Origin of the sequence: Mongoliitalea daihaiensis, assembly GCF_021596945.1 — a bacterium.
Lineage (GTDB): Bacteria > Bacteroidota > Bacteroidia > Cytophagales > Cyclobacteriaceae > Mongoliitalea > Mongoliitalea daihaiensis.
In genome coordinates, this window is sequence record NZ_CP063779.1 from 365580 (window position 1) to 385778 (window position 20199).

At 39.6% G+C, this 20199-nt stretch carries 22 protein-coding genes; 8 read left to right on the plus strand and 14 right to left on the minus strand.

From position 1 onward, the window contains the following. The 3 genes from IPZ59_RS01255 to IPZ59_RS01265 are packed head-to-tail and all read right to left on the minus strand — an operon-like array spanning nt 1 to nt 3454. Nucleotides 1-1581 carry a LysM peptidoglycan-binding domain-containing protein gene (locus IPZ59_RS01255; protein ID WP_236138077.1) on the minus strand — a complete coding sequence of 527 codons (1581 nt, stop codon included), beginning with the start codon at nt 1579-1581 and terminating at the stop codon, nt 1-3. Then, nucleotides 1578-2222: an O-methyltransferase gene (locus tag IPZ59_RS01260; protein WP_236138078.1), complete on the minus strand. Its 645-nt coding sequence runs from the start codon at nt 2220-2222 to the stop codon at nt 1578-1580. Before IPZ59_RS01260 ends, IPZ59_RS01255 begins: the two co-directional genes overlap by 4 nt. 2 nt (nt 2223-2224) lie before the next feature. After that, nucleotides 2225-3454, minus strand: a complete 1230-nt coding sequence (locus IPZ59_RS01265; RefSeq protein ID WP_236138079.1) for a M16 family metallopeptidase — start codon at nt 3452-3454, stop codon at nt 2225-2227. Nucleotides 3455-3581: 127 nt separating this feature from the next. Here IPZ59_RS01265 and IPZ59_RS01270 point away from each other — a divergent pair, with 127 nt between their 5' ends. From IPZ59_RS01270 to IPZ59_RS01290, 5 genes are all read left to right on the plus strand, one after another. Beyond that, on the plus strand, nt 3582-3737 hold the full coding sequence (locus tag IPZ59_RS01270) for a hypothetical protein (RefSeq protein WP_236138080.1): 156 nt from the start codon (nt 3582-3584) through the stop codon (nt 3735-3737). Between the two features lie 209 nt (nt 3738-3946). Beyond that, complete coding sequence (locus IPZ59_RS01275; protein WP_236138081.1) at nt 3947-5233, plus strand: aminopeptidase P family protein; 1287 nt, start codon at nt 3947-3949, stop codon at nt 5231-5233. A gap of 184 nt (nt 5234-5417) precedes the next feature. Further along, a complete protein-coding gene (locus IPZ59_RS01280) occupies nt 5418-5735 on the plus strand; it encodes a DUF6922 domain-containing protein (RefSeq protein ID WP_236139846.1) in 318 nt (105 codons plus the stop codon). Nucleotides 5736-5743: 8 nt separating this feature from the next. Further along, nucleotides 5744-5866: a nucleotidyl transferase AbiEii/AbiGii toxin family protein gene (locus IPZ59_RS01285; RefSeq protein WP_236139751.1), complete on the plus strand. Its 123-nt coding sequence runs from the start codon at nt 5744-5746 to the stop codon at nt 5864-5866. Further along, nucleotides 5851-5952, plus strand: coding sequence for a hypothetical protein (locus IPZ59_RS01290; protein ID WP_236139752.1), 102 nt, complete (start codon nt 5851-5853; stop codon nt 5950-5952). Before IPZ59_RS01285 ends, IPZ59_RS01290 begins: the two co-directional genes overlap by 16 nt. Nucleotides 5953-7015: 1063 nt before the next feature. Here IPZ59_RS01290 and tsf read toward each other — a convergent pair. The 10 genes from tsf to IPZ59_RS01340 form a co-directional block, all read right to left on the minus strand. Continuing rightward, nucleotides 7016-7846, minus strand: a complete 831-nt coding sequence (gene tsf, locus IPZ59_RS01295) for a translation elongation factor Ts (protein WP_236138082.1) — start codon at nt 7844-7846, stop codon at nt 7016-7018. 160 nt (nt 7847-8006) lie between these two features. Further along, the gene (gene rpsB, locus IPZ59_RS01300; protein ID WP_236138083.1) at nt 8007-8768 is read right to left on the minus strand and encodes a 30S ribosomal protein S2; all 762 of its coding nucleotides are present in this window, start codon (nt 8766-8768) and stop codon (nt 8007-8009) included. Nucleotides 8769-8813: 45 nt separating this feature from the next. Next, entirely contained in the window at nt 8814-9200 is a 387-nt protein-coding gene (gene rpsI, locus IPZ59_RS01305; protein WP_236138084.1) for a 30S ribosomal protein S9, read from the minus strand. 12 nt (nt 9201-9212) lie between these two features. Beyond that, entirely contained in the window at nt 9213-9656 is a 444-nt protein-coding gene (rplM, locus tag IPZ59_RS01310; protein WP_236138085.1) for a 50S ribosomal protein L13, read from the minus strand. Nucleotides 9657-9777: 121 nt separating this feature from the next. Then, complete coding sequence (locus IPZ59_RS01315) at nt 9778-10488, minus strand: RluA family pseudouridine synthase (RefSeq protein ID WP_236138086.1); 711 nt, start codon at nt 10486-10488, stop codon at nt 9778-9780. Nucleotides 10489-11620: 1132 nt separating this feature from the next. Further along, nucleotides 11621-12004 (minus strand): DUF3037 domain-containing protein, encoded by a 384-nt coding sequence (locus IPZ59_RS01320; protein WP_236138087.1) that lies wholly within the window; start codon nt 12002-12004, stop codon nt 11621-11623. Continuing rightward, complete coding sequence (locus tag IPZ59_RS01325) at nt 11982-12785, minus strand: HipA family kinase (protein ID WP_236138088.1); 804 nt, start codon at nt 12783-12785, stop codon at nt 11982-11984. Before IPZ59_RS01325 ends, IPZ59_RS01320 begins: the two co-directional genes overlap by 23 nt. A 125-nt stretch (nt 12786-12910) precedes the next feature. Beyond that, the gene (locus IPZ59_RS01330) at nt 12911-13996 is read right to left on the minus strand and encodes a sensor histidine kinase (RefSeq protein ID WP_236138089.1); all 1086 of its coding nucleotides are present in this window, start codon (nt 13994-13996) and stop codon (nt 12911-12913) included. A 4-nt stretch (nt 13997-14000) separates the two neighbouring features. Continuing rightward, on the minus strand, nt 14001-14690 hold the full coding sequence (locus IPZ59_RS01335; protein ID WP_236138090.1) for a response regulator transcription factor: 690 nt from the start codon (nt 14688-14690) through the stop codon (nt 14001-14003). A gap of 149 nt (nt 14691-14839) precedes the next feature. After that, the gene (locus IPZ59_RS01340; RefSeq protein WP_394800722.1) at nt 14840-15628 is read right to left on the minus strand and encodes a DUF3108 domain-containing protein; all 789 of its coding nucleotides are present in this window, start codon (nt 15626-15628) and stop codon (nt 14840-14842) included. A 162-nt stretch (nt 15629-15790) separates the two neighbouring features. On the opposite strand from IPZ59_RS01340, the gene recA reads away from it, so the two are divergent. Further along, nucleotides 15791-16822: a recombinase RecA gene (recA, locus tag IPZ59_RS01345; protein ID WP_236138092.1), complete on the plus strand. Its 1032-nt coding sequence runs from the start codon at nt 15791-15793 to the stop codon at nt 16820-16822. Nucleotides 16823-16925: 103 nt separating this feature from the next. Here recA and IPZ59_RS01350 read toward each other — a convergent pair whose 3' ends face one another. Next, complete coding sequence (locus tag IPZ59_RS01350) at nt 16926-18170, minus strand: ABC transporter permease (RefSeq protein WP_236138093.1); 1245 nt, start codon at nt 18168-18170, stop codon at nt 16926-16928. A 127-nt stretch (nt 18171-18297) separates the two neighbouring features. On the opposite strand from IPZ59_RS01350, the gene queA reads away from it, so the two are divergent. After that, nucleotides 18298-19347, plus strand: coding sequence for a tRNA preQ1(34) S-adenosylmethionine ribosyltransferase-isomerase QueA (gene queA / locus IPZ59_RS01355; protein ID WP_236138094.1), 1050 nt, complete (start codon nt 18298-18300; stop codon nt 19345-19347). Between the two features lie 142 nt (nt 19348-19489). Next, nucleotides 19490-20170, plus strand: coding sequence for a 2-C-methyl-D-erythritol 4-phosphate cytidylyltransferase (locus IPZ59_RS01360; protein ID WP_236138095.1), 681 nt, complete (start codon nt 19490-19492; stop codon nt 20168-20170). Nucleotides 20171-20199: the final 29 nt, after the last annotated feature.

Here is a 20199-nt window from a genome sequence, read left to right on the forward strand (position 1 = left end):
TTATTGATAAATAGTGAGTTTTTGACCAACACGAATGGTATTATCCCGCAAGTTATTCCATTTCTTGATATCTTCCACACTTACAGCATAGCGCTGGCTTAAACGAAACAGTGTCTCTCCTGTCGCTACGGTATGTGTGACGGTTTTTCTTAGAGCTGGAGCAGGGGTTTCATTTCTTGGAGCGGAGGATTGGATGGCATTCCCTCCCTGTGGCATTGATTTTACAAGTTCTTCCTCTCCCATCAAACGTTTTAATTCTGTTGCCGAAACGAATCGAATATCTTCATTGCGCTTACGGTGGTCCTGCAAATATAAAATCATCCCCGGCCTTAAAGAATTATCCTCCCGCATTCTATTTTTTGCCTTGAGGGTAGCAACCTTCATCCCATACATCTGAGAGATCGACCAAAAGGTTTCTCCTGGTTTGACAATATGTTCCTTTGCCTCCGCACTTCCTCGTTTTGGCTCGGTGTAATAATATTGCCCCTCTTGGATTTTTTCCCCTTTTTCTAAGTCATTGATTTTCCTGAGTTTTCGCTCTTTCAGGCCAACCTGCCTTGCCAAAGCCTCTTGAGGCATGGATGCAGCAGCTTGAATCCCATCCAGATCATTTACCTTAATCTGATTAGGTTTGGTAGCCTGCTGCTGATTTCCTGAAATTTTTGGAAATTCTTGAGAAGAACTCACAACTGTGGTGACCGAGGCAGTGCTTTCAGAAGTGGGAGTGGTATTTCTCCTGACTGCTGGGGTTACTGTGGCTGAACCTTGCTTTATATAAAAAACGGAATAAGGCTTGTCTCCGGGAACTGTACCTTTAGAAGCCCATTTATTATATTCTTTCAAATGATCTTCCGTAACTCCTAATCTTGGGGCCAATGCTTTTAACGTAACTGGCCCCTGAATTCTGGCTTCTTCCAAAAAACCATCCGAACTGGCAAACATCTGCCATCTTCCTTCAAAAGCAATTTTATGGGCCAAAAACTTTTTGAAATACCAATGAGAGTTTCGATCGATTTCAACCACTTTTTTTCCGTTATACTGATTTCCAAAATAAGCTTTAGCTCCTCCAAGACCCATTTGATAGGATACAAGCGCGCACATCCAATTGTCAAATTGGTTATTGTGCTTTTTCACATACAAAGCAGCCCCTTTCGTCGAAGAAGCAATATTCTTTCGCTCATCCACTTGCGCATCCACCCGTAAAAAAACCTCCTCGGCAGTTCCTTGCTTAAACTGCCAAAAACCAACCGCATTGGAAGTAGAAACTGCATCCGGAATAAGACTCGATTCTTGAATGACCAAATATTTAAAATCCTCGGGTACGCCTGCATTTTTCAACTCACGCTCTACAATAGGCATATATAACGCAACACGCTCTGCTTTTACCCGGAAAAAGGTGGGATTTCTATACAATGCATCTACATCTAGTTGTATTTCTCTTCTGGCTTGTTCGTTAATCAAAATTCTCAAATCAGCAAATACAATTTCCCTTGGCACTTGCGGTATTTGTTGCGCATAACCAAGAGGTGCTAAATACAATAGTAGATTAATAAAAAATATTATTTGTAGTCTATTTCTCATAACTTCCTAGCCATCATCAAACCATCTCTTATCGGCAACAATACATTTTCTACCCGAGAGTCTTCCTCCACCATACGGTTATAATCCAACAATGCCTGTGTGTCCTTATCTATTTTTTGACCAGGTGTCACCAATACCTTGCCAGACCACAACACATTGTCAGCCAAAATGATGCCACCTGGATTGACACGGTCGATTATCAGATTGTAGTAGGGAATATAATTTGCTTTATCAGCATCGATAAATACCATATCAAACCGGTCTTCCAATGTAGGAATGACTTCCAGTGCATTGCCCAATCGGTAATCTATTTTATGCTCCAAACCAGATAGTTTAAAAAAACCTCTCACCATAGTTTCCAGCTCATCGTTGATATCTAAGGTGATTAACTTCCCGTCCTCTTGGAGTCCGCGGGCCATGCATATACCAGAGTACCCAGTATAGGTACCAATTTCTAAGATCACCTTGGGTTGTAACATCTTAACCCATAATTCTAAAACTTTACCCTGTAGATGTCCGGACAACATACGGGGCATCAAGACCTTTGCATGGGTGTCTCGTGTTATATGCCTTAGTAAATCATCTTCTTGGCTTGTATGATGTTCACAATAAGCTAATAAGCGCTCGTCGATAAATTCCATAGTTAGGCTGGTAGATATTGTAAAAAACTTAATTGATTAGGATGATAAACTTCATTCGCTATATCCATAAGTTCCTCTGCGGTGGCAGACTTAATCTGCCCAAAGATAGTGTCCAAAGAGTCAATTCTTCCCTTATCTATCAAATTTTTACCAAATACGAGCATCAAGGCCGCATAGTTCTCCTCTGCCATGGCCATTTGACCAATGGCTTGTTCTTTGGCCATATGCAACTGCATCGTGCCTAATTTTTTGCTACGGAGCTTTTCCATCTCCTTCAAAACCAATTTTCTTGCCCGATTGACCGTATTCTGTTCCGTCCCAAAAAACACCCCAACAAAACCTGTATCCGAATAGGCTTGATAGGTTGACTCTACACTGTACACATAGCCATACTTTTCCCGCAAGGCTAGGTTTAATCTACTATTCATGCTAGGACCTCCCAAAATATTGTTTAAGAGATACAATTTAAATCGTCTGGGATCATACAAAGAATAGGCTGGCTGACCAATCGCACAATGAGCTTGGGTAATTTCCTTTTCAACCAGTTTATTGGAGGGCGAATAGGTTTGAAAGGGGCTTCGGATGTACAAGCTCCTTTTGGTAGGTATACTGGTCAAAAACCCTTCTACCTTTGCTAACACCTTTGAAAAAGAAATATTTCCAACGACTGAAAACACGAGTTGTGTTGTGTCCAAGCGGGTTGCTATAAAATCAAAAAAATCTTGTTGTTGAAACTTGGCCACCGTTTCCTCTCGACCTAGGATATTTCTGCCCAAGGCATGCCCTTCAAAGACCAAGGCGTCAAAGTCATCTTGTATAGAGTCATCTGGTGAATCCCGGTACATGGACATTTCCTCCAGGATTACCTGACGCTCCTTTTCTATTTGTTTTTGTGGAAAAGTAGAATTAAAGGTAATATCACATAGCAGTTCCGCAGCTTTGCTAAAATGTTCCTTGAGTGTTGTAGCGTAAAAGCAGATTTTCTCTTTCGTGGTGTAGGCATTCAATTCTCCTCCCAAAGACTCCAAGCGATTAAGAATATGAAACGCCTTGCGCTTTTTGGTGCCTTTGAAAGCCATATGTTCCCAAAAATGTGCCAAGCCTTCTTCTTCTGTAGACTCATCCCTACTCCCAATATTCACTATAAAACCACAATGTACCATCCGCGTATGGGTGACTTCTTGGTGCACGATGCGGATGCCATTGGGCAATTCCTTGAGATTATACTGCATGTAAACGTTTTTTCAATTGTAATGAATCATTCCTATCCTTCGCTTCAAACAATTCCACGACGCAACTGATTCAATTACAAAAATAAAAGTGTTTTCGGGATTACAACACAGGAATAGAATTACTGGCATGAGAAGGGGATTTAATAGAATAGATTATATTTGTTGGAGAGAAGAAAAGAGTGAGCAGTTGACAGTGAACAGTGAACAGTTGACAGTGAACAGTGAGCAACTACCACGGGGGCTGAGCGAAGTCGAAGCCAGTGAGCAGTTAAAAGTTGATTAAGTGATTAGTTGATTAAGTGCTTACAAAATCTAAAATATAGCACTTGAAGAGTGATTAGTTAAATTACAGCAATAACAGAAAGAAATTCCCATCTCCTATACCTGCCCCGAGTCTTGATTCTTGGCTCTTGATTCTTGATTCTAAATCTAAATTCATACTTGGTACTTGGTACTTAATACTTTGTACAATTAAAAAAATATCTCTAAACCATGAAATACACCCCTCTCCCAAAAGAACTTTACATCAAAAACCGTCAGAAATTAATCAGCAAACTTCCTTCTAAGGCGGTCGCTGTATTCCACTCCAATGATATCATGCCTACCAATGCTGATGGTACGATGAAATTCAGGCAGAACAATGATATTTTTTACTTGTCTGGAATAGATCAAGAAGAGTCAGTTTTGGTGATTTGTCCCGATTTCCCAAATCCCGAAATGCGAGAAATCTTGTTTTTAAGGGAAACCAATGATCATATTGCGGTTTGGGAAGGACATAAATATACTAAAGAAGAAGCCGAACAGGCGTCGGGAATTCAGAATATTCAATGGGTAGCAAATTTTGATCAGGTTTTTAACACATTGGTTACATTGAGCGCGCATATTTTTCTGAATACCAATGAACATTTACGCGCAGATATACAAGTGGAGAGCAGAGATGCACGATTTATCAAAACCTGCAAAGAGCGGTATCCCTTGCACAACTATCACCGAGTAGCCCCATTGATGCATCAGCTGAGAGCTGTAAAAGAACAGGAAGAAATTGATCAAATGCAGATAGCCTGCGATATTACGGAAAAAGGATTCAGAAGAATTCTCAAGTTTGTGAAGCCTGGGGTAACCGAGTATGAAATCGAGGCGGAATTTATTCATGAATTTATCCGTAATCGCAGCAAAGGGTTTGCTTACGAACCTATCATCGCTTCTGGTCCAAATGCTTGTGTTCTCCATTACATCGAAAACAAAGAAATCTGCAAAGATGGAGACTTGATCCTATTTGATGTAGGTGCTGAATACGGCAATTACAATGCAGATATGTCAAGGACCATCCCTGTCAATGGCAGATTCACCAAAAGGCAGCGAGCGGTTTATGATTCTGTCTTGCGTGTACAAAGTGCAGCCATGGATATCTTAAGACCCGGTGTGAATATTCAGGATTACCACAAAGAAGTGGGTTTGATTATGCAGTCTGAGTTGGTGAGTTTGGGCTTGATCGATCAGACAGATATCAAAAACCAAGATCCAAAATGGCCTGCATACAAAAAATACTTTATGCACGGCACATCCCACCATTTAGGCTTGGATGTGCATGATGTAGGTACTATGCATGAGCCCATCACCGCAGGCATGGTGTTCACGGTAGAACCTGGCATCTATATCCCTGAAGAGGGAATGGGCATCCGTCTAGAAAATAACATCGTCATCCAAGAAAATGGTTACTTTGATTTGATGCGCAATATCCCGATTGAGGCCGAGGAGATTGAGGAATTGATGAGGTAAGCTGGAAGAGGCTAGAGGCGTAGGAAGGAGGAAGGATGAAATTGACTGCTATGGACGTGGCATTGTTCCCTTGCGCTGTTGGCGTGAAAAGATTCTCTTTCATAAGAACGTTTTCGCAAGTCTGAAGACTTGATTCATAAAAACATGTGAATTGGAAAATTATTCTTAATTTGAAATTAGAAGAATGAAAAACACTAAACTGAAGATGTTTGACCCTAAGGAATTTTCTCCCCATTTATTTTGGGATGTAATTGTAGAAGATATAGATTTCCAAAAATCTAAGGTTTGGCTAATTACTAGAGTTGTTCAATACGGGAATTTAGATGATTGGAAAAAATTACTTGACCTATATGGAGAAGAGAAGATAAAGAAGGAAGTCGTCAACATTCGATCATTGGACGACATATCTATTTCATTTTTAGCAGTTTATTTTTCATTAAACAGAAAGGATTTCAGATGTTACACACAGAAACCGTCAACCAGCGACTTTTGGAAATCCTAAATGAATTAATGATTAATTCATTTTTCGAAAGTTATTATCTTGTAGGAGGCACAAATCTCGCATTACAACTTGGTCATAGGAAATCGATTGATATAGACCTTTTTGGAAATCAAGAATCAGTGAATATCTAAACGGCAAAAACCAACCAACCCTCAAAATCGCCCGAGAAATCAGCAGAAAACTTGATATAGAAGCTTCGATTGTTCTTGGTGTTTAGAGCACAAAATCCTGGCAGGTTTTGAAAACCTGCAAGGATTGCATCATCTAAATTTACAGACAATAGAAAAAAATCCATCCTAAAAAAGTGCAACAAAAATCACCTCACAGAAACTTGTAGTTGATTATTTTCACAATGAATCTTTGTTAAATTGCATTTTTCAAAGACAATTTAATCATTAATTTATTTTTAATTTTTTATATGATCTTTTATAAATGAAAAAATAAACCATTACTAATTATGAAAAAGTATCTATCTATCCTACTTTTAGGCTTAGTAGCTATTAGTTCTTGTCAAGAAAATGGACAAGAGGACCATTTAAGTTATGGATTATGAGGATAAATGAGCTTGTCAACAGATCAATACTGATCGGGATACTTACACTTCTAAGTATGTCTGGCTATGCCCAAACTAAAGAGCAAAATTAGAATATTGACTTAAAAAACCATTGGTACGACGGAAGCAGGGTAAATTCTCCCTCTGGATATGGACTTGGTGTTTTTGTCAATCATCAGGCAAGCATCTTTAACCATTCCAAATGGCTGATGATCAATGAGCTTGGCTATGATCGGATCTTGTCAAAAGCTGAAACAAATAACCCCTTATTTTGGTACCAAGAAGGAGCCGTTAGACTTAACAGTTGGATTGCAAGGACTCTTGATTATAAAAGTAACCATTTCACAATTGGACTTGGATTATCATTGATGTATGGTAATCAGCTAACCGGCGGTGCTCATGTAAACGGGAAGTTTATAAACGCCAATTATTCTTATGAACTGAGTTATGGACCGGTGTTCTCACTAACGTATAGCAACAGCGCAATTAGTGATCGCTTCGGCTTACGACTTGACCATGAAAGATACGATTCACGGGATAAAATCAGCAGCATATCAATACTGTACAGAATCTTCTGATTATTCCACAGCTAAAAAAATGATAGTATATACTATTACTATTCAAAAACCCTTCGTGTTCATTTGTGTCATTTGTGGACAACAAAAAAGCCAACTCCTTTCGAAGTCGGCTTTTTCATATTTCTAAAATTTAAGACCTTAGATCTAAATTATCCAATTGACACTCTTTTGAAAGCAGCTACGGTCATTCCTTTGCTTACTTTGTCAAGATACTGAGCAATAGATAATGAGTTATCTTTTACGAATTGCTGGCTCAACAACGTATTTTCTTTGTAGAACTTATTCAATTTACCCAAAGCGATTTTCTCCAACATCTCCTCAGCCTTACCTTCTTGTCTAGCTTGCTCTTTACCTACTTCGATTTCTCTTTCTACTACAGAAGCATCTACGCCGTCTTTGTCAACAGCTACAGGGTTCATCGCAGCAATCTGCATCGCTACATCTTTACCAGCTTCTTCTACAGCAGCACCGTTGGTGTTAACTAAAGAAACCAATACTCCTAATTTACCATTAGAGTGGATATAAGGAACAACTGCTTCACCAGAAACTACCTCGTAATGAGAGATCTCGATTTTCTCACCGATTTTACCGGTCATTTCAATGATTTTTTCAGCTGTAGTGATATTTTCGAACGGCAATGCAAGAATTTGCTCTACAGAAGTTGCTTTGTTAGCAACAGCTAGGTCCAATAACGTATTTGCAAAAGCAACGAAATCTTCATTCTTAGCAACGAAATCAGTCTCGCAAGTCAATGAAAGCAACGTTCCAGTAGCTCCGTCAGCACTTACGTGCGTCACAATAGTACCTTCTTTGGTCTCTCTGTCAGCTCTTGAAGCAGATACTTTCTGACCTTTTTTTCTAAGGATATCGATAGCTTTTTCGAAATCACCTTCAGCTTCGGTGAGGGCTTTTTTACAGTCCATCATACCAGCTCCGGTCATTTGTCTCAATTTGTTTACTTCCTGTGCAGTAATAGCCATTGTTTTAGTCAATTTATGAGATTAAACTTTTTTCTATGTTAGGGAAGACCTGGCAGTCCGCCGCGGCAAACTGCCAGGTCTTAGTCAATTAAAAACAAAAAATTGAACACAGGCCGAAACCGCATGTTCAATCTTTTGTATTTAGTAAATCAAAGTGGAATTACTCTTGTGTGTCAGCATCCACAGCTCTCTTTGCTTCTTCCTCTTCAGAAAGTTTAGCATCTTCTTTGTCTCTCTTACGCTCAGAAAGACCTTCTTCGATCGCTGTTCCGATGGCTTTTACCAACAAGGAGATTGATTTGTATGCATCGTCATTGGCAGGGATTGGAAACTCTACCTCATTAGGGTTAGAGTTGGTATCTACCAACGCGAAAACAGGGATACCAAGCTTTTGTGCTTCAGAGATAGCAATATGCTCTCTCTTGATGTCTACTACAAACAAAGCAGCAGGAAGTCTTGTCAGATCAGCGATACCGCCAAGTACAGATTCCAATTTCTCTCTTTGTCTTGTGATCATCAATCGCTCTTTCTTCGCAAGATTTGTATAAGACTCGTCTTTCATCATTTTGTCGATGGTAGACATCTTCTTCAAGGACTTGCGGATAGTAGCGAAGTTTGTCAACATACCACCTAACCATCTTTCAGTTACGTAAGGCATGTTTAATCGTCTTGCTTCTTCTGCAATAAGGTCTTTCGCTTGCTTTTTAGTAGCAACGAACATCACTTTTTTGCCAGAACGTACGATTTGCTTGATTGCATTGGATGCTTCTTCGAGGCAAACAAGCGTTTTGTTTAGGTCAATGATATGGATACCGTTCTTCTCCATGAAGATATACGGAGCCATTCTTGGATCCCACTTTCTCGTCAAGTGTCCAAAGTGAACACCAGCATCCAGTAAGTCTTTATATTCTATTTGTGCCATTAATAAAGTATATTTTGCTGTATAAGGTTGTGAGAAAACTCCCAATTAACGCTTGGAGAACTGGAATCTTCTTCTCGCTTTTCTTCTTCCTGGCTTCTTACGCTCAACCATTCTAGGGTCACGGGTAAGGAAACCTTCTTTTTTCAACGGAGGTCTGTGCTCAGCGTCAAATTCGCAAAGTGCTCTAGCGATTGCCATACGAGCCGCTTCTGCTTGACCTTTGATACCACCACCGTCTACATTGATAGTCACATCGTAAGTACCTTCTACACCAACAAGTGCAAGAGGCTGCTTCACTACGATCTGATGCAAATCAAACGGGAAATACGTTTCGATCGACTTATTGTTGACAACGATCTCACCTTTGCCCGGCTTCATGTAGATTCTAGCGACGGATGTCTTTCTTCTACCGATTGTGTTGATAATTTCCATGAACTGCTAAGGTTAAAATTTGACTTCTTTAGGTTGCTGTGCAGCATGAGGATGCTCAGGACCATTGTAAACAAATAGGTTTCTGTACATCTGTCTGCCAAGTCTGTTCTTTGGCAACATACCTCTGACTGCCTTTTCCACCAAAATTGAAGCTGATTTAGCTTTCAATAATTTTGGTGTAGAAATGCGCTGTCCACCTGGGTAGCCGGTATGACGAACGTAAACTTTCTCGTCCATCTTTCTACCAGTCAACCTAACCTTGTCTGCATTGATGACAATCACGTTGTCTCCGCAGTCCACGTGAGGAGTAAAGCTTGGTTTATGCTTACCCCTTAGGATTTTGGCAACCTCACTCGAAAATCTACCTAAAACTGCAGACTGGGCATCCACTACCACCCATTGTTTGTCTACAGTAGCAGCATTTGCCGATTTGGTCTTGTAGCTTAATGTATCCACTGTGTAAATGTTTAATTATTAGCTTGTTAAATATATTCCACCCCCAAAAAGGGACACAAAGATAGAAGTAATTTCTTTTACATGCAAAAGAAACAACATTATTGCCCACATTTTCTTTACGTTAGCTGTTTTTCTCCAGCTGTTTGACCACCACGTCAAAGTCTTTAGGATAAGGAGCTTCTATTGAAATTGGCTCTTCCTTCAATCCTTTAAACCCGATGGCATAGGCATGCAGGGAAACCCGCTGCATAATGGGCAGTTCATCCGTGCCTTTTTTAAGGTTAAATCGCCGTTTTAAGGCAGACAAATAAAGTGGCTTCCCTCCATAGGTATCATCCCCACAAATCGGAGCTTTCAGATGGGCCAAATGAACCCTGATCTGATGCAATCTTCCGGTGATAGGCTTACATTCGATCAAAGAATGAGCAAAGTAAGTCTTGAGGGTATTGAAAACCGTCTGTGCAGGCTTGCCTTCTTTGGTTATCTTGGCGATGCCTTTATTGGTTGCGTGAATATTGCGGTCCACCAATTCATTGCTGAACTCATGAATCCCATCCACTACTGCATGGTAAATTTTATTGACTTTTCGGTCCTCAAACTGGATAGCGATGTTCCGATAAGCATCCTGGTGTTTGGCGATCACAAGGCATCCCGAAGTCTCCTTATCCAGTCGGTGACACACCTGGGCATCTGGGGTGTAACCTCTGGCAAGTTCCAGAATATTCTGGGCTTCATGCCGATCTTCCAATGTCGATAAATAGGGAGGCTTATTGATGACAAGGTAATCCTCGTTTTCAAACAGAATCAAGTCCTTAAAATCAATTTTTTTCATGCAGTCCTTTCCCAATAAGGGCGCAAATGTAGGGAAATAAATTGAGTTGAAGAAATATGGTAAGTGAAAAATTAGTGATTGGTTCATTGAGTGATTCGTAGTGGGAAGTCCACAGTCGTCGGTCGACAGTCAACGGTTTCGTTGTCCCCTCATGAAATAGGTTGACAGGTCATTGACCGAAGACCGAATGGTTTCAAAAATTCCTCATTTAACTACTAATGTCACAATGGTAGGAAAACCATTAAGAAATTGAGGAGCATTAAGAGAAAACTTGAAAAAGGCTTAATTCACTTAATACCTTAATGGTTATAAAAAATCTCATTCAACTACTAATGTCACAATGGTAGGAAAACCATTAAGAAATTGAGGAGCATTAAGAGAAAACTTGAAAAAGGCTTAATTCACTTAATACCTTAATGGTTATAAAAAATCTCATTCAACTACTAATGTCACAATGGTAGGAAAACCATTAAGAAATTGAGGAGCATTAAGAGAAAACTTGAAAAAGGCTTAATTCCCTTAATACCTTAATGGTTATAAAAAACCTCATTCAACTACTAATGTCACAATGGTAGCGAAACCATTAACAAATTAAGGAGCTTTAAAAGAAACCTCGAAAAAGGCTTAATTCCCTTAATACCTTAATGGTTTCAAAAATTCCTCATTTAACTACTAATTTCCCAATGGTAGGAAAACCATTAAGAAATTAAGGAGCTTTAAAAGAAACCTCGAAAAAGACTTAATCCCCTTAATACCTTAATGGTTATAAAAAACCTCATTCAACTACTAATGTCACAATGGTAGCGAAACCATTAACAAATTAAGGAGCTTTAAAAGAAACCTCGAAAAAGACTTAATCCCCTTAATACCTTAATGGTTTCAAAAAAACCTCATTCAACTACTAATGTCACAATGGTAGGAAAACCATTCAGAAGTTATGGAGCATTAAAAGAGGTATGATGCTCTCAACATCTGGTGAACTTTGAAAAAGTTTCTCATTATCAGTAATTTATATGTTAGCTCTTGTTTCTTGATTCTTGCTTCTTGGCTCTTGATTCTTGATTCTTGTTTCTTAAGTCTAATCTCTCGCTTCTCGCATCTAATCTCTCGCTTCTAAACCCGCTTCTCCTACTCATTCCACAAAACCCATATACAACTCTTCCAACGTCTGTTCCAAATCCTCCGTAAATCCTCCATGAGGGCGGGAGGTTTGGATCATGGAGCTTCTGTTTGCAGTCAACCATCGGAAACGGGCCGGTGCATCGTGCTGGGCAATGGGACTGCTCGTATTTGTTCCTTTGCATATGCCAGCCAAAGACTCCAAATACCCTTTTAAAACTTCTAAATCAGCCGCAGAATCCAAGGCAAGCACTTTAGTTAAGTCCGGATTAACCTTACAGGCTAGAAAGTCCTTTCGCTTACAGCAGATCAAGACGCCCACATTGACAAACTCCTCACGCTCTACCCTAGGTACTATGCGGAGGATAGCATATTCATATAAGTGCTTTCCTTGCATCTTCGGCTCCTTGGATAAAGTTTTCAGAATTTTTCAGACGGGTTTTCAAAAACCCAGCGTAAACCGCCTTCCCCTCTTCGGCTGATTCTACATCCCTAGATGCCAGAATCCATTCATCCGGTATGAGGGATACCAATTGATCTATCTTCTCTTCTGTAATCAAGCCCTTTATTTCTTGGTCGACTTCTGAAAGATGCGAAGCTTTAGGCAGCAATACATGATCTTTGATCATAGGAAATGCACTCAAAGCCTGCTTTTCCCAATTGTCCCAAGAATGATGAAAAAGAAAAGAGGCTCCATGATCGATCAGCCACAATTCTCTATTCCACCAAAGCATATTGGTATTACGGAAGCTGCGGTCCACATTGGTAATAAATGCGTCTAACCATACAATTTTAGAAGCCAAAACTGAATCTATTGCAGTAGCCCCAGGGTCATAAGTCAGCGCCTTGGACAAAAAATGAAGAGCCAAATTCAACCCTTGACTACCTTTCAGCAAATCCTGTATTTCCTCATCTCCCTCAGATCTCCCAAAAGCTTCATCCAGATTGGCAAACACCAACTCAGGCACCTTTAAACCCAAGACTCTGGCTATCTCACCTCCCAGCAATTCAGCAATCAGCGCTTTTTCACGTTGACCGGCACCTTTGAATTTGAGCACATAGCTAAAACCATCATCAGCATCTGCCAAGGCAGGTAGCGATCCCCCCTCCCTCAAAGGCATCACGTACCGCATCACCTGCACGGTTCGAAGACTGGGTTGAAAGGAATGGTTGGTCATAGGGGGATGTAGTGAATAGTGAACAGTGAGTAGTTAATAGTTAGCGGTGATTAGTGGACCATACTTGGTTCTTGGTACTTAGTAGATGGTACAGTCATCCGAGTCTTGTTTCTTGTTTCTAATATCTAATCTCTCGCATCTAATCTCTCGCTCCTGCTTGCAGCAGGCAAGTCTAATCTCTCCAACGGTAATTCAAAGCTAAATAAGGATCCTTTCCCCACTGTACTACTAACGGAAATCTTGCTCTTATGGCCTTCTAGGATATGCTTGACAATCGCCAAACCTAAGCCAGTCCCTCCAGCTTCTCGGTTTCTACTTTTTTCCACTCGATAAAAACGCTCAAAAATCCGTTTGATATCTTCAGGAGGAATTCCCTTTCCATTATCTTTCACCTCCACAGAGATATGGTTTTTATGAGCCTTTAGATTGACTTCAACCTCTCCTCCGTCGTGGTTATATTTGATCGCATTGGAAATCAGATTTTGACACACCCGAAATATTTTGTCCTTATCCGCCTTGGTATGATACTGCTTTTCTTTGTCGTAAAAGAAACGGATCAACATATCCCGCTTATCTGCTTTTTGCTCCAACTCTTCGATGACCTCATGTAGCAACTCTTTTAAGTCGAAGGTTTCTAAATTAAATTTCACAACCCCACTCTCCATTTGATTGAGCGTCAACAAGTCGTGAACGAGTTTATCCAGTGCATTTAAACTCTTAGCCGCTCGTTTCAAAAATTTCAATCGTACCGACTTATCTTCCACCGCTCCATCTAGGAGGGTATGAATGTATCCTAATGCCGCAAAAATTGGAGTTTTCAGTTCGTGAGAAATATCTGCAATAAAATCTTTCCTAAACTCTGCATTTTTTTTGAGCGTTTCTATCTCCTGATTTTTCGCTTGTGCGTAGGAGTTGATAGTTTTGTTGATGCGCTTTAATGGAGAAATAGAAAGACCATCAAATTTGTCTTGTGCAATGGAGTAATCCTTTTTCTGGATCTTTTCCAAAACTGAATAGATATTGCTAATTTCTTTAAATATCAAAAACTCCAACGTGACATTCATTAAGATATAAGATACTGAAAAAGAAATACCACCCGCTACCAGTAGCAAGGTAGGGGTGGCAGTATCTAGTAATGAAATAAACGCAACGGTCAGGGCTGAAATCGCTAATCCCAAAACGAAGGATATCCCACGGGATGTTGTAAACATATACTTAATTCAATTCGAATTTATAACCTACTCCTTTAACAGTAGTGATATAATCTTCGCCAATCTTCTCACGAACTTTTCTAATGTGCACATCCACGGTACGAGCCAAAACAAACACATCTGCTCCCCAGATATTCTGCAACAGATCATCTCTACTAAACACTATATTAGGGTTTTTGGCTAAAAAATACAACAATTCGAATTCTTTCTTTGGAAGTGTGATGGTCGTGCCCCGCTGATCGATGGTGTAACTCGTGCGGTCAATGATCAAATCCTTGATTTTGATTTGGGTAAATTCCTGCTCTTTTTTGGATTCTCTACGGAATAAAGCGGCAATCCTACTCATGAGGGCACGCGGCTTGATAGGCTTGGTGATATAATCATCTGCACCCACATCAAAGGCAGCTACCTCGGAGTATTCTTCAGAACGAGCAGTTAAAAAGATGATAAATGTATTTTTTAATTCGGGAATCTCCCGCATCTGCCTACAAGTTTCGACACCATCCTGTTGAGGCATCATGATGTCCAATAGGATCACGTCTGGAACAAACTTATTCGCCAGCTTGACGGCCTTCATCCCATCCTCTGCAGACTCTACTTCATAGCCTTCTTTTTTGAGATTATATGTCAATAAATCGACAATATCCGGCTCATCATCGACGACGAGAACTTTTACTTTTGGTTTATCGCTCATGTAGAAATAGCGTTTGATGTCTCGCTAATATATTGCTAAGGTAAAAAAAGACTTGTGATAAAAATAGAATTAACCTACTTAGGTCAAAAACACAACATAAAATTTTTATTAAATATGTAGATGTTACCAAAATGTTAAGAAATGGTAGCCTAATTATTACGCAAACCCTTTACCTCCATCAACTCCATATCCAATGAACCAACCATTAATTTAGCTTTGATTTTTAACGGTATTTTATTTTGATCATCTGAAACCCACACTGTCACCGGCTGCTCTCCTCTAAAAAGCTTGTTTTTAGGAATGATAGGGGATAGTTTGAATGTATTAAAAGTACCAATGGGCGTATCTACCTTTTCTTTTCCTTGAAATACCATTTTCAAATTATAGATCTCCTTATCAAAAAATCCTGTCAATAAAATTGTCTCTCCTTTTTTGAGTTTACTCAAATCCATTGTTCTCAAATAATAAAATCCACTCACAATGTCCTGTACATTGGTAGGAACAGCATAGTCTTTTGTACTCACTACTTCCTTATTTTCTCGATCAAAAAGCTTCACATGCGCATTTTTCTGGAGATGATCGAAATATACCTGTTCGTGCTTGCGATAACTCCCTTCTTCAATATGTCTGTACGAACGATGAGGAATCATTTTAGCAGTATCAATGTAACTCCCCCAATTGTCATTGACTTTAAACAGCTTGAACACACCCAAAGTAGAGCCAAACACATCCATTTTGTAAGTCGGCCTATTATTAACAGTAGAAATTGATGGTGCTACCACCATTTTTGCTTCTGCAGCATTCAAAAAGCTATAGCTTACTTTAAATGTCAATTCCTCTCCTGGCAAAAAGGCAGTATTTTTCTGTCCCATGCTTGAAAAACTCAAGCACAAGAAACAAAGCGTGACAATTACTGACATTAGTCGACTATTTTTCATTAAAACCATAGCTAGGCTAAGTTCATTTCAAATCTTATTCCAATATTAGCAGATAATTTAAAGATCCACGAAACAATTACGTAAACTCTCAGATTATCGTTGAGGGTTCAAGTATCAATCTTTATTTTGAATCAACCAAATCATTGAATTGTTAACATACCTATGAGCATCAATACAGAAAAACTAAAAGCACTTCAGCTGACCATTGACAAGCTGGAAAAAACGTATGGAAAAGGTACGGTGATGAAATTGAGTGACAATACCGTTCAGGATGTACCTGTTATTTCTACCGGATCCTTGGGCTTGGATATGGCTTTGGGAGTAGGTGGTATCCCTAGGGGCCGTGTGATTGAAATATACGGACCTGAATCATCTGGAAAAACAACATTGACAATGCACTGCATTGCCGAAGCACAGAAGGCAGGCGGTTTGGCAGCTTTCATTGATGCAGAACACGCTTTTGATAAATCATACGCCGAAAAACTCGGGATTGACACTGAAAACTTGCTAATTTCTCAACCGGACAATGGTGAACAGGCCTTGGAGATTGCAGAACACCTCATTCGTTCTGGTGCAATTGACATTATTGTGATTGACTCGGTGGCAGCTTTGGTACCGAAGGGGGAATTGGAAGGAGATATGGGAGACAGCAAAATGGGTTTACAGGCCCGATTGATGTCCCAAGCGCTAAGAAAATTGACTGGTGCCATTCACAAGACTGGCTGTGCCTGCATTTTCATCAATCAGCTGCGTGATAAAATCGGGGTCATGTTTGGAAGTCCTGAGACAACAACTGGTGGAAATGCATTGAAATTCTATGCATCTGTGCGATTAGATATCCGTAGGATCGGTCAAATCAAAGAAGGTGCGGACAATATTTTAGGTAATAGAACGAAAGTAAAAGTAGTTAAAAATAAAGTCGCACCTCCATTCAAAGTTGTAGAGTTTGACATCATGTATGGACTTGGTATTTCTAAAGTAGGAGAAATCATCGACTTGGGAGTGGAGTTTGAAATTGTTAAAAAGGCTGGGTCTTGGTTCTCTTATGAAGGAAACAAGCTAGGACAGGGAAGAGATGCTGTAAAAAATCTTTTATTGGACAATCCGGAATTGATGGAAGAGTTGGAAAGAAAAATCAAAGAAAAATCAGGATTAATAATCGGAGGAAGTCCAAAGCCCGCATTGGAGGAATAAAAATTTAGATTACCTAGAAAAAAAAGCAGCTGAGTTAATTCCCAGCTGCTTTTTTTATGTCCCAAATTTATCAAAAGACATATCGTGCATGGCATTCATCAGCTTAAGCTGCTCTTATAGCCTCTACAGGATCCAATCTTGCTGCCATTGTTGCAGGGACAATGCCCGAAGCAATTCCTATTACAGAAGAAATACCTAAACCTAGAATAATATTTTTGAAGGATAAAATGAGTTCTAAACTTCCGAGTTGGATAAAGGATAGCCCAAAGACGATCAAAATCCCTCCAATTCCCCCAATCATACTGAGGAATACTGCCTCAAACAAGAATTGGTATAGGATAAAATAATTTTTAGCACCAAGAGATTTTTGAATCCCTATGATATTGGTCCGCTCTTTTACAGAAACAAACATGATATTGGCAATCCCAAAACCTCCAACTAGGATTGAAAAACCTCCAATGACCCAACCTGCAGTACTGATCACATCAAAAATAGAGCCTATGGTATTCAACAAAAACTCAGATTTATTCAATGAGAAATTATCCTCCTGAGTAGGTTTCAAACCTCTTTTTGCCCGTAAAAGCCCAATCAGCTCATTTTCTAGCGCCACCATTCCAATATCAGATTCTATACCCTTCACCGCGATGGCTGGTTCTATCCCATTTTGCCCAACATAATACAGCTTGGTAAAACTCCCAAATGGAATCATTACAGCTTCATCTTTGGAGGAAATTTCAAGCAATCCCTCACCCTCCTCTTCAAAAAGGCCAACTACAACAAATTTATTCCCTTTGATTTTCAATTCCTTACCAAGAGGATCCACATTTGGAAACAACGTATTTGCCACTTTAACACCAATCAAGGCTACATTTCGTGAGGCATTGACTTCTTGTTCTGTAAAATACCTCCCTGATTCCAATGCAATATCATATACATCTTGGTAAGAAAAAGTTACTCCATTGATATTAGTCCCTCTGTAAGCATTGCTCCCTGCCTGCACGGTACCATTAGCTCCAGCAGAGAAAGCTACACCACTTGCATTTTTCAACTTTTCACGCAAAAACTGATATTCCGAATAGGTGTTATAGGGTCTTCTAAAATACTTCCACCATGGATAATCCGGACCTCCTACAAATTGAAATCGGTTTACGGTTACTACATTGGTTCCTAAAAAACTAAAACTTGATTTGATGTTTTTTTCCAAAGAATCTACCAAAGTGAATACCGCTATAATTGCAAAAATCCCCACGGTTACTCCCAATAAGGACAAAATGGTTCGGGTCAAATTAGATTTGAGCGCTTGCATAGCAAATCGAATACTTTCCCACATTAATTTTAGATAGTTCACGGCTTCAATTAGTTGGTTTAAAACAAAAATGCAATATAGATAGATTTCGGGAATTTTATTTTGTATCTTTGCACTTTTTACAGAGTATTTCAAACTCAAAAAAAAGCGAAAATTCTATTCATTCTATATGAAGTTATCAGACTTTAAATTCGACGTCCCCAAAAAATTAATTTCCTTGTATCCAACTGACAACCGTGATGAATCCAGGTTGATGGTAGTTAACAGAAAAACAGGTCAAATTGAGCACCGTGTTTTCAAGGATATCATTGAATATTTTGGCGAGGGAGATGTATTTGTCATCAATGACACAAAGGTTTTCCCAGCTAGGCTCTATGGCAACAAAGAAAAAACAGGTGCCAAAATTGAGGTGTTTTTGTTACGAGAACTTAACCAAGATCTCCGTCTTTGGGATGTATTGGTAGATCCTGCCCGAAAAATCCGAGTAGGCAACAAGCTGTACTTTGGGGATTCCGATTTGGTAGCAGAGGTAATTGATAATACTACATCAAGAGGTCGTACCATTCGATTCCTTTTTGATGGAACAGATGAGGAGTTTTATAAAACCATTGATACCTTAGGGGAGACACCTCTATTGAAGGAGTACATTGAGCGGAAAGTTGAAGCGGAAGATCGCGAACGTTATCAAACAATATTTGCTAGTCATGTTGGGGCCGTTGCAGCACCAACAGCAGGTATGCACTTTACCCCTCATTTGCTTAAGCGCTTAGAGCTAAAAGGTGTAGAAGTTTGCCCGATTACTTTACACATTGGTTTAGGTACTTTCAGAAAAGTAGATGTGGAAGATCTGACCAAGCACAAAATGGATTCGGAAAATTATGATATCCCAAGTAAGACTGTAGACTTGGTCAATGAAGCGCTGGACAATAAAAAGCGAGTAGTCGCTGTTGGTACAACTTCACTAAAAACCATTGAATCTTCAGTTACAGCCAATTCGCATTTGAAGCAAAGTAGTGGTTGGACAGATAAATTTATCATCCCTCCTTATGAGTTTAAAATTGCTAATACCTTGATCACCAACTTTCATTTGCCAGAGTCCACATTACTGATGACTGCTTCAGCCTTTGGCGGATATGATCTGATCATGAAAGCCTATCAAGAGGCGATTAAAGAAAAATATAGATTCTTCTCCTATGGAGATGCTATGCTCATACTCTAATTTGATGGATAATTAAATTTCACCATCAACGCTATATTCAAGAAGACCCGCCAATATTGGTGGGTCTTTTTCATGGTGATTTCTTCATTTGATTTGCATAGCTTATTTTTAACATTCCAGAATGAATCCTTAACATCAACGCATGAAAAAATATGCATTAATCGTCGCGGGTGGCAGTGGGACCCGTATGGGAAGCCCGATAGCCAAGCAGTACCTGCCCATAGGCAAAAAACCTGTACTGATGCATACCCTGGAGAAATTTCATGAGTTTGATCCAGAAGTTTCTCTTCGATTAGTCATACCAGGCTCAGACTTTGATTATTGGAGAAGTTTATGTCAAGAATATAGTTTCTCGATTCCTCATCAATTGGTAGCAGGTGGACAAACCCGGTTTCAATCAGTCAGAAATGGACTTCAGTCTATCTCCGAGACAGCGGGACTCGTGGCAATCCACGATGGGGTAAGACCATTTGTAGAGGCATCCGTAATACATCAAAGCTTTCAAACAGCTGCATTGACAGGGAGTGCTATCGCAGTAGTAGAATTAAAAGACTCTATCCGAAAAGTAGAGCCATTAGGAGCATCAATTTTTCAAAATAGATCAGAGTTTAGGTTGGTACAAACCCCACAAACTTTCAGATTAGATAAGATTAAAGAAGCCTTTCAAACCCAAGAAAGCACGGCATTTACCGATGACGCAACCGTGTATGAGCATCAGGGATGGCAAGTAAGCCTGATCCCTGGCAATCTTGAAAACATCAAACTGACAACACAAGAAGATTTAATGTTTGCTGAATTTTTACTCGGTAAAAAATCCCACTGATGTTTACCGAGAAAATCCGAACACTTACC

Bases quoted from the DNA above. Each gene is read 5' to 3' on its own strand.
- IPZ59_RS01330 (WP_236138089.1), bottom strand. From the start codon at position 13,996: ATGTTTACAACATCCCGTGGGATATCCTTCGTTTTGGGATTAGCGATT.
- IPZ59_RS01280 (WP_236139846.1), top strand. From the start codon at position 5,418: ATGAAAAACACTAAACTGAAGATGTTTGACCCTAAGGAATTTTCTCCC.
- rpsB (WP_236138083.1), bottom strand. From the start codon at position 8,768: ATGGCACAAATAGAATATAAAGACTTACTGGATGCTGGTGTTCACTTT.
- IPZ59_RS01320 (WP_236138087.1), bottom strand. From the start codon at position 12,004: ATGCAAGGAAAGCACTTATATGAATATGCTATCCTCCGCATAGTACCT.
- recA (WP_236138092.1), top strand. From the start codon at position 15,791: ATGAGCATCAATACAGAAAAACTAAAAGCACTTCAGCTGACCATTGAC.
- IPZ59_RS01255 (WP_236138077.1), bottom strand. From the start codon at position 1,581: ATGAGAAATAGACTACAAATAATATTTTTTATTAATCTACTATTGTAT.
- IPZ59_RS01275 (WP_236138081.1), top strand. From the start codon at position 3,947: ATGAAATACACCCCTCTCCCAAAAGAACTTTACATCAAAAACCGTCAG.
- IPZ59_RS01260 (WP_236138078.1), bottom strand. From the start codon at position 2,222: ATGGAATTTATCGACGAGCGCTTATTAGCTTATTGTGAACATCATACA.
- IPZ59_RS01335 (WP_236138090.1), bottom strand. From the start codon at position 14,690: ATGAGCGATAAACCAAAAGTAAAAGTTCTCGTCGTCGATGATGAGCCG.
- tsf (WP_236138082.1), bottom strand. From the start codon at position 7,846: ATGGCTATTACTGCACAGGAAGTAAACAAATTGAGACAAATGACCGGA.
- IPZ59_RS01285 (WP_236139751.1), top strand. From the start codon at position 5,744: ATGATTAATTCATTTTTCGAAAGTTATTATCTTGTAGGAGGCACAAAT.
- IPZ59_RS01360 (WP_236138095.1), top strand. From the start codon at position 19,490: ATGAAAAAATATGCATTAATCGTCGCGGGTGGCAGTGGGACCCGTATG.
- rpsI (WP_236138084.1), bottom strand. From the start codon at position 9,200: ATGGAAATTATCAACACAATCGGTAGAAGAAAGACATCCGTCGCTAGA.
- queA (WP_236138094.1), top strand. From the start codon at position 18,298: ATGAAGTTATCAGACTTTAAATTCGACGTCCCCAAAAAATTAATTTCC.
- IPZ59_RS01340 (WP_394800722.1), bottom strand. From the start codon at position 15,628: ATGAAAAATAGTCGACTAATGTCAGTAATTGTCACGCTTTGTTTCTTG.
- IPZ59_RS01315 (WP_236138086.1), bottom strand. From the start codon at position 10,488: ATGAAAAAAATTGATTTTAAGGACTTGATTCTGTTTGAAAACGAGGAT.
- IPZ59_RS01325 (WP_236138088.1), bottom strand. From the start codon at position 12,785: ATGACCAACCATTCCTTTCAACCCAGTCTTCGAACCGTGCAGGTGATG.
- IPZ59_RS01270 (WP_236138080.1), top strand. From the start codon at position 3,582: ATGAGAAGGGGATTTAATAGAATAGATTATATTTGTTGGAGAGAAGAA.
- IPZ59_RS01265 (WP_236138079.1), bottom strand. From the start codon at position 3,454: ATGCAGTATAATCTCAAGGAATTGCCCAATGGCATCCGCATCGTGCAC.